17 protein-coding genes are annotated in these 15473 nt (G+C 73.5%); 7 read left to right on the top strand and 10 right to left on the bottom strand.

Annotated elements, in window-relative coordinates; all coding sequences use genetic code 11:
* The first annotated feature begins 86 nt into the window (after window positions 1-86).
* From ACIQUQ_RS00085 to ACIQUQ_RS00075, 3 genes are read left to right on the top strand one after another with little or no spacing between them, the layout of a single operon-like run.
* A complete protein-coding gene (locus ACIQUQ_RS00085) occupies window positions 87-1358 on the top strand; it encodes a magnesium transporter MgtE N-terminal domain-containing protein (RefSeq protein WP_403969264.1) in 1272 nt (423 codons plus the stop codon).
* Between the two features lie 16 nt (window positions 1359-1374).
* Complete coding sequence (locus ACIQUQ_RS00080; RefSeq protein WP_403970498.1) at window positions 1375-1923, top strand: DUF1003 domain-containing protein; 549 nt, start codon at window positions 1375-1377, stop codon at window positions 1921-1923.
* Between the two features lie 43 nt (window positions 1924-1966).
* Window positions 1967-3127: an Mrp/NBP35 family ATP-binding protein gene (locus tag ACIQUQ_RS00075; protein WP_403969261.1), complete on the top strand. Its 1161-nt coding sequence runs from the start codon at window positions 1967-1969 to the stop codon at window positions 3125-3127.
* A gap of 52 nt (window positions 3128-3179) precedes the next feature.
* Here the strand turns inward: ACIQUQ_RS00075 and ACIQUQ_RS00070 are convergent, their stop codons facing one another.
* The 5 genes from ACIQUQ_RS00070 to sigE form a co-directional block, all read right to left on the bottom strand.
* Window positions 3180-3977 (bottom strand): hypothetical protein, encoded by a 798-nt coding sequence (locus tag ACIQUQ_RS00070; RefSeq protein WP_403969258.1) that lies wholly within the window; start codon window positions 3975-3977, stop codon window positions 3180-3182.
* A 113-nt stretch (window positions 3978-4090) separates the two neighbouring features.
* Complete coding sequence (locus tag ACIQUQ_RS00065) at window positions 4091-4516, bottom strand: sec-independent translocase (RefSeq protein WP_403969255.1); 426 nt, start codon at window positions 4514-4516, stop codon at window positions 4091-4093.
* A gap of 93 nt (window positions 4517-4609) precedes the next feature.
* A complete protein-coding gene (locus ACIQUQ_RS00060) occupies window positions 4610-6181 on the bottom strand; it encodes a S1C family serine protease (protein WP_403969252.1) in 1572 nt (523 codons plus the stop codon).
* Between the two features lie 269 nt (window positions 6182-6450).
* Window positions 6451-7107, bottom strand: coding sequence for an anti-sigma factor family protein (locus ACIQUQ_RS00055; RefSeq protein WP_403969248.1), 657 nt, complete (start codon window positions 7105-7107; stop codon window positions 6451-6453).
* Window positions 7104-7862 (bottom strand): RNA polymerase sigma factor SigE, encoded by a 759-nt coding sequence (gene sigE / locus ACIQUQ_RS00050; RefSeq protein WP_399945031.1) that lies wholly within the window; start codon window positions 7860-7862, stop codon window positions 7104-7106. The genes ACIQUQ_RS00055 and sigE overlap by 4 nt, the downstream gene beginning before the upstream one ends.
* A 142-nt stretch (window positions 7863-8004) precedes the next feature.
* Here sigE and ACIQUQ_RS00045 point away from each other — a divergent pair, with 142 nt between their 5' ends.
* The gene (locus tag ACIQUQ_RS00045; protein WP_403969245.1) at window positions 8005-8667 is read left to right on the top strand and encodes an O-methyltransferase; all 663 of its coding nucleotides are present in this window, start codon (window positions 8005-8007) and stop codon (window positions 8665-8667) included.
* Window positions 8668-8810: 143 nt separating this feature from the next.
* Here the strand turns inward: ACIQUQ_RS00045 and ACIQUQ_RS00040 are convergent, their stop codons facing one another.
* Entirely contained in the window at window positions 8811-8978 is a 168-nt protein-coding gene (locus ACIQUQ_RS00040) for a DUF3117 domain-containing protein (RefSeq protein ID WP_006346801.1), read from the bottom strand.
* Window positions 8979-9324: 346 nt separating this feature from the next.
* Between ACIQUQ_RS00040 and ACIQUQ_RS00035 the strand changes: the two genes are divergently transcribed.
* Window positions 9325-10125 (top strand): enoyl-CoA hydratase/isomerase family protein, encoded by an 801-nt coding sequence (locus ACIQUQ_RS00035; protein WP_399945027.1) that lies wholly within the window; start codon window positions 9325-9327, stop codon window positions 10123-10125.
* Between the two features lie 103 nt (window positions 10126-10228).
* On the opposite strand, the gene ACIQUQ_RS00030 is transcribed toward ACIQUQ_RS00035, so the two are convergent.
* Entirely contained in the window at window positions 10229-10798 is a 570-nt protein-coding gene (locus ACIQUQ_RS00030; RefSeq protein WP_403969241.1) for a DNA-3-methyladenine glycosylase I, read from the bottom strand.
* Entirely contained in the window at window positions 10795-11166 is a 372-nt protein-coding gene (locus ACIQUQ_RS00025; RefSeq protein ID WP_403970495.1) for a DivIVA domain-containing protein, read from the bottom strand. Before ACIQUQ_RS00025 ends, ACIQUQ_RS00030 begins: the two co-directional genes overlap by 4 nt.
* A gap of 89 nt (window positions 11167-11255) precedes the next feature.
* On the opposite strand from ACIQUQ_RS00025, the gene folP reads away from it, so the two are divergent.
* Window positions 11256-12116, top strand: coding sequence for a dihydropteroate synthase (gene folP / locus ACIQUQ_RS00020; RefSeq protein ID WP_403969238.1), 861 nt, complete (start codon window positions 11256-11258; stop codon window positions 12114-12116).
* A 68-nt stretch (window positions 12117-12184) separates the two neighbouring features.
* Here folP and ACIQUQ_RS00015 read toward each other — a convergent pair whose 3' ends face one another.
* Window positions 12185-12940 carry a TIGR00730 family Rossman fold protein gene (locus tag ACIQUQ_RS00015; protein ID WP_403969235.1) on the bottom strand — a complete coding sequence of 252 codons (756 nt, stop codon included), beginning with the start codon at window positions 12938-12940 and terminating at the stop codon, window positions 12185-12187.
* Between the two features lie 69 nt (window positions 12941-13009).
* Complete coding sequence (gene dapE, locus ACIQUQ_RS00010; RefSeq protein ID WP_403969232.1) at window positions 13010-14089, bottom strand: succinyl-diaminopimelate desuccinylase; 1080 nt, start codon at window positions 14087-14089, stop codon at window positions 13010-13012.
* A gap of 208 nt (window positions 14090-14297) precedes the next feature.
* Here dapE and ACIQUQ_RS00005 point away from each other — a divergent pair, with 208 nt between their 5' ends.
* Window positions 14298-15209 carry a hypothetical protein gene (locus tag ACIQUQ_RS00005; protein WP_403969229.1) on the top strand — a complete coding sequence of 304 codons (912 nt, stop codon included), beginning with the start codon at window positions 14298-14300 and terminating at the stop codon, window positions 15207-15209.
* Window positions 15210-15473 lie beyond the last annotated feature (264 nt).

The following is a 15473-nucleotide window of genomic DNA, read 5'->3' as shown; positions in this document are numbered from 1 at the left end:
ACCAGGGCGTCCGGCCCTGCCACGGGCTAGCCTGAAGGCCGACAGGGACCCCACACCGCAGAAACGGTTCGCAAGGAGGCGCACGGATGGCAGGAGGCGCCCCCCGGGTCTTCGTCTCGCACCTCTCGGGCGTTCCCGTCTTCGACCCCAACGGGGACCAGGTGGGCCGGGTCCGCGACCTGGTCGCGATGCTGCGCGTCGGCGGGCGCCCGCCCCGGCTGCTCGGCCTGGTCGTCGAGGTGGTGAGCCGGCGCCGGATCTTCCTGCCGATGACCCGGGTGACCGGCGTCGAGTCCGGCCAGGTGATCACCACCGGGGTCGTGAACATGCGCCGCTTCGAGCAGCGCCCCACCGAGCGGCTGGTCCTCGGCGAGCTGCTCGACCGCCGGGTCACCCTGGTGGCCACCAGCGAGGAGGTCACCGTCCTCGACGTGGCCATCCAGCAGCTGCCGGCCCGCCGCGACTGGGAGATCGACCGGATCTTCGTACGCAAGGGCAAGGCCGGGCCGCTGCGGCGGCGCGGCGAGACCCTGACCGTCGAGTGGTCCGCCGTCACCGGCTTCTCGCTGGAGGAGCACGGCCAGGGCGCCGAGAACCTCCTCGCCACCTTCGAGCAGATGCGCGCCGCCGACCTGGCCAACGTCCTGCACCACCTGCCGCCCAAGCGCCGGGCCGAGGTGGCCAGCGCCCTCGACGACGACCGGCTCGCGGACGTCCTGGAGGAGCTGCCCGAGGACGACCAGATCGAGATCATCGGCAAGCTGAAGGAGGAGCGGGCCGCCGACGTCCTGGAGGCGATGGACCCCGACGACGCGGCCGACCTGCTCTCCGAGCTGCCCGCCGACGACCAGGAGCGGTTCCTGACGCTGATGCAGCCGGACGACGCGGCGGACGTGCGCCGGCTGCTGTCGTACGAGGAGCGCACCGCGGGCGGTCTGATGACCACCGAGCCGATCGTGCTGCGCCCCGACGCCACGGTCGCCGACGCCCTGGCGCGGGTCCGCCAGCAGGACCTCTCCCCCGCGCTGGCCGCGCAGGTGTACGTGTGCCGGCCGCCGGACGAGACCCCCACGGGCAAGTACCTGGGCACGGTGCACTTCCAGCGGCTGCTGCGCGACCCGCCGTTCACGCTGGTGAGCTCCATCGTGGACACCGACCTGCCGCCGCTGCGGCCGGACACCTCGCTGCCCGCCGTCACCAGCTACCTCGCCGCGTACAACATGGTCGCGGCCCCGGTGGTCGACGTGAGCGGCTCGCTGCTCGGGGCCGTGACCGTGGACGACGTGCTGGACCACCTGCTGCCGGAGGACTGGCGGGAGACCGACTTCCACTCCGAGGAGAACGTACGTGGGCACTGACCGCGGCAGGGAGTCCGTGCCCGACCGCCCGGACCGCCCCGAGAAGCAGGGCGGCACCTCCTCGCGCCCGCGCGTGCGCCTCGACCTGCCGAAGGCGCCGCGCCTGTCGCTGCTGCCCGAGTACGACCCGGAGGCCTTCGGCCGCTTCTCCGAGAAGATCGCCCGCTTCCTCGGCACCGGCCGGTTCATCGTCTGGATGACCCTGGTCATCATCGTCTGGGTGCTGTGGAACATCTTCGCCCCGGCGCACCTGCGCTTCGACCGGTATCCCTTCATCTTCCTGACGCTCATGCTGTCGCTCCAGGCCTCGTACGCGGCCCCGCTGATCCTCCTCGCGCAGAACCGCCAGGACGACCGCGACCGGGTCAACCTGGAGCAGGACCGCAAGCAGAACGAGCGGTCCATCGCCGACACCGAGTACCTGACCCGGGAGATCGCCGCGCTGCGGATGGGCCTCGGAGAGGTCGCCACCCGCGACTGGATCCGCTCCGAGTTCCAGGACCTGATCAAGGAGATGGACGAACGCCGTCTATTCCCGCTCGAGAGTGACGAAGGCGACCGCTGATCGCCTTTCCTCGGGCGTGCTACTCGGCCGTACCATCGGGGGCATGGCTACCGACACCCCTTCCGCCGCCGTGCCGGACCAGGACGCGATCCTGGACGCGCTGGCGACGGTCAACGACCCTGAGATCCACCGGCCGATCACCGAGCTCGGCATGGTCAAATCGGTGGAGATCGGCGACGGCGGGTCGGTCGCCATCACCGTGTACCTCACGGTCTCCGGCTGTCCCATGCGGGACACCATCACGCAGAACGTCCGCGAGGCCGCGCTGAAGGTCGCCGGCGTCACCTCCGTCGAGGTGTCGCTCGAGGTCATGAGCGACGCCCAGCGCAAGGAGCTGGCCGCCACCCTGCGCGGCGGCACCGCCGAGCGCGAGGTGCCCTTCGCCAAGCCCGGCTCGCTGACCCGCGTGTACGCCGTCGCGTCCGGCAAGGGCGGCGTCGGCAAGTCCTCCGTGACGGTCAACCTCGCCGCCGCCATGGCCGCCGACGGCCTGAAGGTCGGCGTGGTCGACGCCGACATCTACGGCCACAGCGTGCCCCGCATGCTCGGCGTGGACGGCAAGCCCACCCAGGTCGAGAACATGATCATGCCGCCGTCCGCGAACGGCGTGAAGGTCATCTCCATCGGCATGTTCACCCCGGGCAACGCGCCGGTCGTCTGGCGCGGCCCGATGCTCCACCGCGCCCTCCAGCAGTTCCTGGCGGACGTGTTCTGGGGCGACCTGGACGTGCTCCTGCTCGACCTGCCCCCGGGCACCGGCGACATCGCGATCTCCGTGGCCCAGCTGGTGCCCAACGCCGAGATCCTGGTCGTGACCACCCCGCAGCAGGCCGCCGCCGAGGTGGCGGAGCGGGCCGGCTCCATCGCCGTACAGACCCACCAGAAGATCGTGGGCGTCGTCGAGAACATGTCCGGGCTGCCCTGCCCGCACTGCGACGAGATGGTCGACGTCTTCGGCACGGGCGGCGGCCAGCTGGTCGCCGAGGGCCTGACCAAGACCACCGGCGCCACGGTGCCGGTGCTGGGCCAGATCCCGATCGACGTGCGCCTGCGCGAGGGCGGCGACAACGGCAAGCCGGTCGTCCTGGCCGACCCGGACTCCCCCGCCGGAGCGGCGCTGCGCGCCATCGCCGGCAAGCTGGGCGGCCGTCAGCGCGGCCTGTCGGGCCTGTCACTGGGCATCACCCCGCGCAACAAGTTCTGAGCACCGGACCGAAGGGCGCCGCTCCCCGAGCGGCGCCCTTCGGCGTACCCGGCTACTGGTACGCGGTGATGTCCCCGACCGCCGAGAAGGCCAGCCCGTACGCGCTCATCCCGCGCCCGTACGCGCCCAGGTGGACGCCCGCTCCGGTGGAGCCCGCCAGCACCCAGCCGAACTCGGACTCGCGGTAGTGGAAGACCGTCGGCACGCCGTCCACCGGCAGCGACAGCGTCGACCAGTCCGGCCCTTCGAGGTCGTCGGCCAGCTCCCAGGCGGTCTCGGTCTGCTGGTCCAGCCAGTCGCTGCGCAGGGAGTGGTCCATCTGGCCGGGCCAGGTGAAGGCGAGCAGCCCGGAGCCGGCGAGCCAGGCGGCGGAGGAGACCGAGGTGGCCTCCAGGACGCCCGTGCCGTCGCCGCTGCGCCGCAGCGGGTTGCTGGCGACGGTGACGACGACCGCGAAGCGCTCCTTCTCGCCGGTGCCGATCTCGCCGCGGACCGACGGCTCGTCCCCGTGGCCCACGGACCCGTGCTCGACGGTGCCGTCCGCGCCGGTGCCGACCTGCATCAGCCAGCGCGGGCCCGTGAAGGCCTCGTCCAGGCCGTACCAGGGGAAGCCCGCGCGCAGGAAGCCCTCGGCATTGCGGCGGGCGGCCGGGACGGCCGCGGCCTCCTGCGCCCTGGGCTCGGTGGTATTTCGTTCGGGGGCCTCGGGCCCCGGGGCCTCCTGGGGCGGGGGCTCGCCCTCCGTACGCGCCTGGTCTGCCGTACGCACCTGGTCAAGGGTGTCGGCCTGGTCCGCCGTACGCACCGGCTGCTCCGCCGGTTGAACCCCTACCCGACTCGTGGTCTCCATCAGGGCCGCCTCTCGTTCCGTGGTGTCCGGAGCGGCCCGCCCCCCTCGGGCGTCCTGGATCCGGACAGATGGAGGATAGCCATCCGAGTCCGGCACGCCGGGCAGGAGCGGAATCAGGTGGCGTCGATGTCGAACCGCGCGCGCTGGTCGCCGGCCGGATCCGCGGGCTTCTTCACCAGGTCGGGACCGGCGCCGCCGGACGGCGCGGCGGTCTCGGTCTCGTGGCCGTTGACCGAGTCGGCGACGTCGTTGATCTCCTTGCGGAGGTCGAGGCTGCTGCGGATCTCCCTGAGGTCCTCGTTCTCCGTCAGCTGCTTCTTGATGAAGGTCTTGGGGTTCAGGTCCTCGAACTCGAAGTCCTTGAACTCCGGCCCGAGTTCGGATCGGATGTCCTGCTTGGCGCTGTCCGAGAACTCGCGGATCTTCCGGATGAACCGGGAGACGTCCTGAATGACCTTGGGGAGCTTGTCGGGGCCGAAGATGAGCACGGCGAGGACCACGAGCGTCACCAGCTCGAGTGCGCCTATGTCAGTGAACACCTTGCCGCTCCTCGGTTCTCTTCCTGCGGGCCCGCACAACGGTACCCGGCGCCGCTCGGCGCCCGGTACTCCGTGTGATGCTTCACCCCATCGTCACGACCCGTTGGCCGAGCCGAGCACCACCCGTACCGTCTGCTCGCGGCCCCCGCGGACCAGGGTCAGGGTCAGCGGGTCGCCGGGCCGGTGGGCGCGGATCTTGATGATCAGCTCCTCGCCGTTGTGCACCCGGGTGCCGTCCACCTTGGTGATCACGTCGCCGGGGCGGATGCCCGCCGTGGCGCCGGGTCCGCCCGGGGTGACGGGCGACTTGCCGTCGCGCTCCTTGGTGCCGACGCGGGCCCCGTCGCCGGTGTACTGCATGTCGAGGGTGACGCCGATCACCGGGTGGGTGGCGGTGCCCTTGGCGATCAGCTCCTCCGCGACGCGCTTGCCCTGGTTGACGGGGATGGCGAAGCCCAGGCCGATGCTGCCGGACTGGTGCTGTTTGCCGTCCTCCCCCTCGCCGGAGTCGCCGGCGGCGCGGATCGCGCTGTTGATGCCGATGACGCGGCCGCTGGAGTCGAGCAGCGGGCCGCCGGAGTTGCCGGGGTTGATCGGGGCGTCCGTCTGGAGGGCGTCGACGTACGAGACGTCGCTGCCGTCGGCCTTGTCGCCGCCCGCGGTGATGGGGCGCTCCTTGGCGCTGATGATGCCCGCGGTGACGGTGTTGGACAGGTCGAAGGGGGCGCCGATGGCGACGACGGGGTCGCCGACGCGGACGTTCTCGGAGTTGCCGAGGGGGAGCGGCTTGAGGCCGCGTACGCCGTTCACCTTGACGACGGCCAGGTCGTAGCCGGCGTCGCGGCCCACGATGGTCGCGGCGGCGGTCTCGCCGCCGCTGAAGGTGACCGTTATGCGGCCGCTGCCGGCCGCCGCGTCGACCACGTGGTTGTTGGTCAGGATGTGGCCCCGGCCGTCGATCACGAAGCCGGTGCCGGTGCCGGCCTGGCCGCCGCCCTGGACGTGCAGGGTGACCACGCCCGGCAGGGCGCGGGCGGCGATGCCGGCCACGCTGTCCGGGGCTCGGTCGGACCGCTCCGGGGCGGCCTGCGGGAGTTCGATGCTGGTGGTGGCGCTGCGCTCGGCCCAGACACCGATGCCGCCGCCGAGACCGCCGGCCAGCAGGGCGATCAGCACGGCGCCGGCGGCCGCCCGGCCGGGGCGGCCCTTGCGGGCGGGGGCGGCGCCGCCGTCGGCGACCTGGAGCGGGGAGGCCCAGGGGTCGTACCGGGGACCGGCCGGGGCCGCGGGCGCGGGGGCCGCGTACGGGCCGGCGTACCGGTCGGCGTACGGGTCGGCGTGGGGCGCGGCGTACGGCGAGGGGACGGCCGGGGGTGCGGCGTACGGGTCGGCCGGGGGTGCGGCGGCGTCGGCTGCTGCGGCGGGCGCGGGCGGGGCGTACGCGACCTCGGCTCCGGCGGGCGGGGCCTCCACGGCCGCGGCGGGGTCGGCCGGCTGTGCGGGTACGGGCTGTCCGGCGACCGGAGCCGTCGGCGCGTCCGCGGCGTCGGCGGAGGTCCGCGGGGGCGGGAGCGTCTCGCGGGGCGGCGGCGTGGGCGACCCCGGCCGGCTCCACCACCGCGGCTGCGGCACGGGATCCGAGTGGGTCGGACGGCCGTCGTTCATGCGCTGCTCCCCGCGGGATCCGGACCGCACACCCGGTCGAGCGTGCCCGACCAGGATTCAACCAGGTCCGGGCCCCCGGGTCCCGCCGCGGGGGCTGTTCCTGGCCGCGCACGAACCGAAATCCTCACCCCCGCACCCACCCCGGCCGGCTCCCCGAGGTGCCCCCGGGAACTGCGCCCCGGACGCTGAGGTGCCGGCGTACCGGATACCGGGGCCGGTCTCCGGCCGGCCCTCCCCGGCGACCGGAACGACCCCGCGGGCCCGGCCGCTCAGCGCGTCAGCGAAACCGGCTTCGGCGCGGGCGTGACCACCGGGGGCAGCTGCGCCGGGTACGAGGCCGCCGGTGTGAGCAGCGGGGCCCGCACCGGGCGGTCCGCCCGCTCGCGCAGCCGCTCGTCGGCGACGGACAGCATCCCCGAGCGCGCCGGGGTGACCCCGTCGCCCCGCTGCGCGGGCTCCGCGACCGGGTCCATGGGCATGGCTCCGCCCAGGGCGATCGCGGCGACCGACACCGCACCGGCCGCGGCGAAGGCGAACCGTCGCCGCCCCCGGGCGGCGGGGGCGTGGTACTCCGCGGCGAACGGCACCCTGCGGCCCGCGTCGGCGGGCGGGCGCGGCGCCGCCGCGGCCGTGGGGAAACCACCGTCCGCCGGCGTGAGGTACCCGCCGTCACCGCCGCCGGGCAGTCCGCCGCCGGGGAGTCCCTGGAGGCGGGCCAGCAGCCCTTCGGACGGCAAGGGCACCGCGGTCTCGGTGAAGAGGCTCTTCACCCGCCGCTGCGCGTCGGCCTCGGCCTTGCAGCGCGGGCAGGTGGCCAGATGGGCGAGGACGCGCTCGCGCGCGTCGTGGTTCAGCTCCCCGTCCACGAGGGCGGCGAGCCGGTCGCCCAGGTGGTGTTCGGCAGGAGAGGGACTGACTCCGCTCACTCGTTTCCGCCCTCTCCTCCCACTGCCGCGAGCGCGCGCTGCTCCGCCCGGACCTCCGGGGACCGGTGCTTGAGCGCCTTGCGCAGGTGCGAACGGCCCCGGTGGATGCGGCTGCGCACGGTGCCGAGCTTCACGCCGAGCGTGGCGGCGATCTCCTCGTACGACAGCCCCTCGATGTCACAGAGCACGACGGCCGCGCGGAACTCCGGCGCCAGGGTGTCCAGCGCCTGCTGGACGTCGGCGTCGAAGTGGGTGTCGTGCAGCACCTGCTGCGGGGAGGGCTCGCGGCTGGGCAGCCGCTCGGCGGCGTCGTCGGCGAGCGCGTCGAACCTGATCCGCTGCTTGCGGCGGACCATGTCGAGGAAGAGGTTGGTGGTGATCCGGTGCAGCCAGCCCTCGAAGGTGCCCGGCGTGTACGTGGACAGCGACCGGAAGACGCGGACGAAGACCTCCTGCGTGAGGTCCTCGGCGTCGTGCTGGTTGCCCGTGAGGCGGTAGGCCAGCCGGTAGACGCGCGCGCTGTGGGTGCTGACGATCTCCTCCCACGAGGGCGGAGTCCACACCTGCGTGCCCGCATCTGCGGCGAAGGTCGCGGTGGTTGCGGTCGGAGCGGAGTGGAAACGGTCAGCGATGTCAGTCACGGATTTCGGCTCACCTGCCGACCTGAAGAGGCGTCTGATCACGCCCCCACGATCCACAGGCGCAGCCGCACCTCCCCTGTCGGCTCTGGTGGTGTCCAGTGGAGCCCCTACCATAGCCACCCCGTCCGTCAGCTCCGGATAAGTGTTTTTACGCGAACTTTGCACGGGTGCCGCGGGCCGGTCGGACCGCCGCTCCCCGTCCTCTCAACGGCCGGTCCCATCTGCGGGTTCCCATGGCCAACGGATACAGTCACCGTTGCGCCAACTACGGGGACAGGAGAGGGTCATTAGCGGCAACCGGCAGACGAGCTGGGCGTTCGCCGACGCGTTTGTCGCCGAGGACGACGCGCTGCGGTGGGCCCGCGACCGGGCGAGGGAGGCGGGCCTGCGTTCCGTCACCCCCGGCACCGGCGCCGCGCTGCGCCTGCTCGCCGCCACCGCGGACGCCAAGGCGGTGGCGGAGATCGGTACCGGTACGGGTGTCTCCGGCATCCACCTGCTGCACGGGATGCGCCCCGACGGCGTGCTGACCACGGTGGACCCCGAGCCCGACCGGCAGGCCTTCGCCCGCCAGGCCTTCCGTGCCGCGGGCTTCGCCGGCAACCGGGCCCGCTTCATCCCCGGCCGCGCCCTGGACGTCCTGCCCCGCCTCGCGGACGGCGGGTACGACCTCGTCTTCTGCGACGGCGATCCCGCGGAGTCGCTGGACTACCTCGCTGAATCGTTGCGGCTGCTGCGACCTGGAGGCCTGGTGTGCTTCGAGGGCGTCTTCGCGGACGGCCGGACGATCGACTCCGCCACGGCGACGGTCGAGGTGCTGCGGGTGCGCGAGCTGCTGCGGGCGGTCCGGGAGAGCCCGGCGCTCCAGGCGGCGGTGCTGCCGGTGGGCGACGGCCTGCTCTGCGCGGTACGCCGCTGACGCCCGTCGGGGCGCGAGCGGTACGGGACGGACACCCCTGAGCGGTACGGGACGGCACTCCTGAGCGGAGGGGTCCGGGAACGACGCTGCCCCGGCCGTGCGGGGCACGACCGGGGCAGCGGAAGATCAGAAGGGCCGACGCGTCAGCCGACGACCTGCTTCAGGGCGTCACCGAGGGCCTCGGCCTCGTCCGGGGTCAGCTCGACGACAAGCCGACCGCCGCCTTCGAGCGGAACGCGCATGACGATGCCCCGCCCCTCCTTGGTCACCTCGAGCGGGCCGTCACCCGTCCGCGGCTTCATGGCCGCCATGCTCGTTCCCCTTCCTGAAACCAGCTCATCGTCAGCCGACGGCCCCATTCAGGCGCCTAGTACCCGGCATCGAACACATTGCTTCCCGGCCATTATCCCGCATGTCAGGACCCGATGACCAACATCGGCGGGGAACGCTTGCGCAACGCGCTTGGCCAAAACCACTCATTTCGGGGATCCAGCTGCGATACTTCGCCGCCGCGTGTCCGGGACGTGACCCACGGCGCGACCGGATTCTTTGACGCACATCACATGCCCGCCTCCGGGGATCTCCGCCATGCTGGCCCTTGTACCGGCCAGTACCGATCCGCTGGCCGGGTCCGCGACGGAGGGGACACCACCTGCCATGGCAGACACCGTGCTGTACGACGTGACCGACGGGCTCGCGACGATCACGCTGAACCGACCGGAAGCGATGAACTCGCTCAACACGGAGCTGAAGGTCGCGCTGCGGGACACCCTGCTGGCCGCCGGCGCCGACCCGGACGTCCGCGCGGTCCTGCTGACCGCCACCGGCCGGGCCTTCTGCGTGGGCCAGGACCTGAAGGAGCACATCGGGGCCCTGGCGGCGACCCGCGAGTCGGGCTCCGGCAACGCGCTGAGCACGGTGCGCGAGCACTACAACCCGATCGTCCGGGCGATCACCGAGATGCCGAAGCCGGTCGTCGCCGGGGTCAACGGCGTCGCGGCGGGCGCCGGCTTCGGCTTCGCGCTGGCCGCCGACTACCGGGTGGTGGCCGACAGCGCCAGCTTCACCACCGCCTTCGCCGGGGTCGGCCTGTCCTCCGACTCGGGCCTCTCCTGGACCCTGCCCCGGTTCATCGGTGCCGGCCGGGCCGCCGACCTGCTGCTCTTCCCGCGGTCGATCTCCGCGCAGGAGGCCGACGAGCTGGGCCTGGTGAACCGTCTCGTGCCCGCCGAGGAGCTCGCCGCCACGGCCGCCGAGGTGGCCCGCCGCCTCGCGGACGGGCCGACCGTCGCGTACGCCTCCATCAAGGAGGCCCTGGCGTTCGGGGCCGGCGCCCCGCTGGCCGACGCGCTGGAGAAGGAGGACGAGCTCCAGACCCGGGCCGGCGCCTCCGAGGACCACACGATCGCGGTGCAGGCGTTCGTCGCCAAGGAGCGGCCGAAGTTCCTGGGCCGCTGAGCCGGCCAGGCCCCGCGAGCCCGGCCTGGTCCGGAAGACACGGCCCGGGGGGTGCGGGCTCCTCGCCCCCACCCCCGCCCGCGCCTTCCGTCGGTGCGCCGCGTCAGCGCGCCGAGCAGTCGGCCAGGTGGTCGTTGACCAGGCCGCACGCCTGCATCAGCGCGTACGCCGTGGTCGGCCCGACGAAGCGGATGCCGGCCTTCTTGAGCGCCTTCGACAGAGCGGTGGACTCCGGGGTGACCGCGGGGACGTCCGCCAGGGACAGCGGGGCCGGCCCGGCCGGGTCCGGAGCGTGCGACCAGATCAGCTCGTCCAGTTCCCCCGGCTCCCAGCCGGCCAGCACCCGCGCGTTGGCCAGGGTCGCCTCGATCTTCGCGCGGTTGCGGATGATGCCCGGGTCCGCGAGCAGCCGGGCCGCGTCCGTCTCGTCGTACTCCGCGACCGCCGCGATGCTGAAGCCGGCGAAGGCCGTCCGGAAGCCCTCGCGGCGGCGCAGGATCGTGATCCACGAGAGCCCGGACTGGAAGGCCTCCAGGCACAGCCGCTCGTACAGGGCGTCGTCGCCGTGGACCGGCCTGCCCCACTCCTCGTCGTGGTACGCGACGTAGTCCTCGGCCGACAGGCCCCAGGGACACCGCAGCAGGCCGTCGGTGCCCGCGACCGCCCCGCTCATCGCCGCTCCCCCTCGTCGCCCTCGGCGCGGTCCCGCTTGAAGAGGTCGGGGCCGCCCACCGCCGTGGCCTGCGCTCCGGCCAGCGCCGCCTCCAGGCCCGCGATCCGGGCGTCCCGCTCGGCGAGCTCGGCACCCAGCCGGGAGAGGACGTCGTCCACCTCGGCCATGCGGTAGCCGCGGGCACCCACCGGCAGCCGCAGCGCGTCTATGTCCGCCCTGGTCACCGGCCGGGTCTCGGGCAGCGCGTCCGCCACGACCTCCCGCTCCGCCTCGGGGAGCACGGCCTGCTCGCCCCCGCCCACGACGGCGAGCGTGACCCCGGCGACGACCACGACCAACGCGATCAGCAAGAACCAGAACACGATCAACTCCCCAGTGCCGGACTGTCCGGTCACGATCGTGCCATGAGCCACTGACCGTTAAGGTCGAGGGCAGGGACACGAGGAGGAAAATCAGGGTGCTGCGACTGGGCAGGCGCGAGTTCGCCACGCACGAGCCGGTGGTCATGGCCATCGTGAACCGGACCCCGGACTCCTTCTACGACCAGGGCGCGACCTTCCGCGACGCGCCGGCCCTGGACCGGGTGGAGCAGGCCGTGGCCGAGGGTGCCGCGATCATCGACATCGGCGGGGTCAAGGCGGGCCCCGGCGAGCACGTCGACGCCGCCGAGGAGGTCCGGCGTACGGTCGGCTTCGTGGCCGAGGTGCGCCGCCGCCACCCCGACGTGGTGATCAGCGTGGACACCTGGCGGCACGAGGTCGGCGAGGCGGTCTGCGAGGCCGGGGCGGACGTGCTCAACGACGCGTGGGGCGGGGTCGACCCGAAGCTGGCCGAGGTGGCCGCCCGGTACGACGTGGGCCTGGTCTGCACGCACGCGGGCGGCGCGGAGCCGCGTACCCGCCCGCACCGGGTGGAGTACGAGGACGTGATGGCGGACGTCCTGCGGGTGACCGTGGGGCTGGCCGAGCGGGCCGCGGCCCTCGGCGTGCGCCGGGACGCGATCATGATCGACCCGGGCCACGACTTCGGGAAGAACACCCGGCACTCGCTGGAGGCCACCCGCCGGCTGGGCGAGATGACGGCCACCGGCTGGCCGGTGCTGGTGTCGCTGTCGAACAAGGACTTCGTCGGCGAGACCCTCGACAAGCCGGTCAAGGAGCGGCTGCTCGGCACCCTGGCGACCACGGCCGTCTCGGCCTGGCTGGGCGCGCAGGTCTACCGGGTCCACGAGGTGGCCGAGACCCGGCAGATCCTCGACATGGTGGCCTCGATCCAGGGCCACCGGCCCCCGGCGGCGACCCGCCGGGGACTGGCCTGAGGCACGCCGGGCCGGGACCAGCCCGGCGGGCGCCGGCGCCACCTGCGCCGGCGCGCGGTGCCTCGGCGCTACTTGCCGACCTCCTTGGTGACCAGGGCGATCGCCTCGTCCACGTCGTCCGTGACGTGGAACAGCAGCAGGTCCCGCACCGAGGCCTTGCCCTGGGCCACGACGGTGTCCCGCAGCCAGTCGATCAGGCCGCTCCAGTACGCGGACCCGAACAGCACGATCGGGAAGCGCGTGACCTTCTGCGTCTGCACGAGGGTGAGCGCCTCGAACAGCTCGTCCAGCGTGCCGAGTCCGCCCGGCAGGACGACGAACCCCTGTGCGTACTTCACGAACATCGTCTTGCGGACGAAGAAGTAGCGGAAGTTCAGGCCGAGGTCGACGTGCGGGTTGAGGCCCTGCTCGAAGGGCAGCTCGATGCCGAGGCCGACCGAGATGCCGTTGCCCTCGCGGGCACCCTTGTTGGCCGCCTCCATCGCGCCGGGGCCGCCACCGGTGATCACCGCGAAGCCCGCGTCGACGAGCGCGCGGCCGATGCGGACGCCCGCCTCGTACTCCGGCGACCCCGCCGGAGTACGGGCCGAGCCGAACACGCTGATCGCGGGCGGCAGCTCGGCCAGGGTGCCGAAGCCCTCGATGAACTCCGACTGGATCCGCAGCACCCGCCACGGATCGGTGTGCACCCACTCGGTCGGTCCGGCCGAGTCCAGCAGCCGCTGGTCGGTGGTGCTGCCCGCCTGGACCTGGTTCCGCCGTCGCAGCACCGGGCCGAGCTGCTGCTCCTCCGGCTTGCGCCGGGTGCCCTCCGGGTTGCCCATTGCGTGCTCCCTCCTGCTGATCGTTCGGATCGTTCAGAGTAGGCACACAAGGGTGGCCGGGAGCGGAATTCAGGCGGTCAGCCAGGCGCGGAGTCGTTCCTCGCAGTACAGGATGGCCTTGGTCTCGACACGCTCGTCGACCTTGTGGGCGAGCAGCGCGTCCCCCGGGCCGTAGTTCACGGCCGGAACGCCGAGGGCGCTGAAGCGCGACACGTCCGTCCAGCCGAACTTGGGCATGGGCAGACCGCCCACGGCTTCCATGAAGGCCACGGCCGCCGGGTGCGAGAGGCCCGGGAGGGCGCCGCCGCTGTGGTCGTCGACGACGAACTCGTCGACGTCGCAGTCGGCGAAGACCTCGCGGACGTGGGCGAGGGCCTCCTCCTGGGTGCGGTCGGGGGCGTAGCGGAAGTTCACGGTGACCGTGCACGCGTCGGGGATCACGTTGGTGGCCACGCCGCCCTCGATCCGTACGGCGTTGAGGCCCTCGTGGTACTCCAGGCCGTCGATCAGCGGCCTGCGCGGCTCGTACGCGGCGAGCTTGGCCAGGATCGGGCCGGCCGCGTGGATGGCGTTGGAGCCCATCCAGCTGCGGGCGGAGTGGGCCCGCTCGCCCCGGGTCTTGAGCAGCACCCGCAGGGTGCCCTGGCAGCCGCCCTCGACCTGGGCGTTGGAGGGCTCCAGGAGTACGGCGAAGTCGCCGGCCAGCCAGTCCGGGTGCGCCTCGGCGACGTGGCCCAGGCCGTTGAGGTGGGCGGCGACCTCCTCGTTGTCGTAGAAGACGAAGGTGAGGTCGCGGTTGGGCTCCGGCACGGTGGCGGCGATGCGCAGCTGGATGGCGACGCCGGACTTCATGTCGGTGGTGCCGCAGCCCCAGAGGACGCCGTTCTCGTCGAGCCGGGAGGGCACGTTGTCGGCGATCGGCACGGTGTCGAGGTGCCCGGCGAGCACGACGCGCTCGGCGCGGCCGAGGTCGGTCCTGGCCACCACGTTGTTGCCGTACCGGTCCACGGTCAGGTGCGGCAGGGCGCGCAGCGCGTGTTCGACGGCGTCGGCGAGGACCTTCTCGGTGCCGCTGACGGACGGGATGTCGACGAGCCGTGCGGTGAGTTCGGCTGCGTCCAGACTGAGGTCGAGCGCGGTATCTGGCATGTCTCCGACCCTAGCGCCCCGCCGGTCGGGGGACCGGTGCCGTCCGGCCGGTGGACGCTCGGTGCGGCGGGGGCGGGCGGGGCGGCCGGTGCCCCCGGGGTGCCTGTCCAGAGGCCCCTCCAGGTCGGGCGGGACCGCTGGGCAGGGGCGTTTTGGTGGCCGCGGGCGACTACCGGGGTACGAGGAAGCCTCAAGTACGGTGGGCGACGTGCCCGAATCCAGCCTGTCGCCCGACCGCCGGCGCCGCCGACGCCGACGCCGTCCGCTGCGCGTCGCCGCGGCCGTCTGCGTGCTGTTCGGCCTGGCCGGGTACTTCGCCGTCCAGTACGCGTCGAACGGCGGCGGCGGGGCCCCGCGGTGCACGGTGCGGGCCGCGGGCGGCGGGAGCGGCGAGGGCGCCACGTACGAGATGAGCCCGGAGCAGGCGGCGAACGCGGCGACGATCGCGGCGGTCGGCACGCGCAAGGCGCTGCCGGAGCGTGCGGTCACGATCGCGCTGGCGACGGCGATGCAGGAGTCCGGGCTGCGGAACCTGGACCACGGCGACCGGGACTCGCTGGGCCTCTTCCAGCAGCGGCCCTCGCAGGGCTGGGGCACCCCGGAGCAGATCATGGACCCGGTGTACTCGGCCGGGATCTTCTACGACCGGCTGGTGAAGGTGCGCGGCTACTCGCGGCTGCCGCTGACGGTGGCCGCGCAGAAGGTGCAGCTCAGCGGGTTCCCGCAGGCGTACGCGAAGCACGAGCCGGACGCGCAGCTGCTGGCCGGCGCGCTGACCGGGCGGGAGCCGGCGACGCTGGGCTGCGGCGGTCCCGCGGGGCAGGAGCAGGGGTCGGCGGGCAAGGTGCGGGCCGAGCTGGTGCGGGACTTCGGGCCCGGGGTGCTGCCGGGCGGCGCGAAGGGCGCGTCCGCGCCGGGCGCTCCGCTGGCCGTCACGGTGCCGTCGGAGCGGCGGGGCTGGGCGGTGGCGCACTGGGCGGTGGCCCGGGCGGCGGAGCTGCGTCTGGACCGGGTGGAGTTCGACGGCAAGGTGTGGACGGCGGGCCGCCACGGCGGCGCGTGGCGGGCCGGCATGGCGCCGCGCGACGAGATCCTCCTGACGGTCACCCCCCGCCGCTAGCCTCCGGCGGTCCCCTTCCCCCCTGGCCCGGCCCCCGCGCGGGTCCCGTGCCGGGTGCGGGTCCCGTGCCGGGTGCCGTGCCGTGCCGGGTGCCGTGCCGTTTCCGGGTGCGTGCCGTTTCCGGGTGCGGATCGTTGCCGGGTGCGGGTCGTTGCCCTGCGGGGCCGGTTCCCCTACCCGCCCTTCCTCCGTTCCCCGGGCTTCGCCCGGACCCTTTCGGGGGCTCCGCCCCCGGACCCCCGCTCCTCAAACGCCGGAGGGGCT

Source organism: Streptomyces sp. NPDC101118, from assembly GCF_044759445.1.
In the GTDB taxonomy this organism is placed as follows: domain Bacteria; phylum Actinomycetota; class Actinomycetes; order Streptomycetales; family Streptomycetaceae; genus Streptomyces.
Note: the sequence above shows the minus strand (reverse complement) of the source record. Positions and strands in the feature narration are given on the sequence as shown.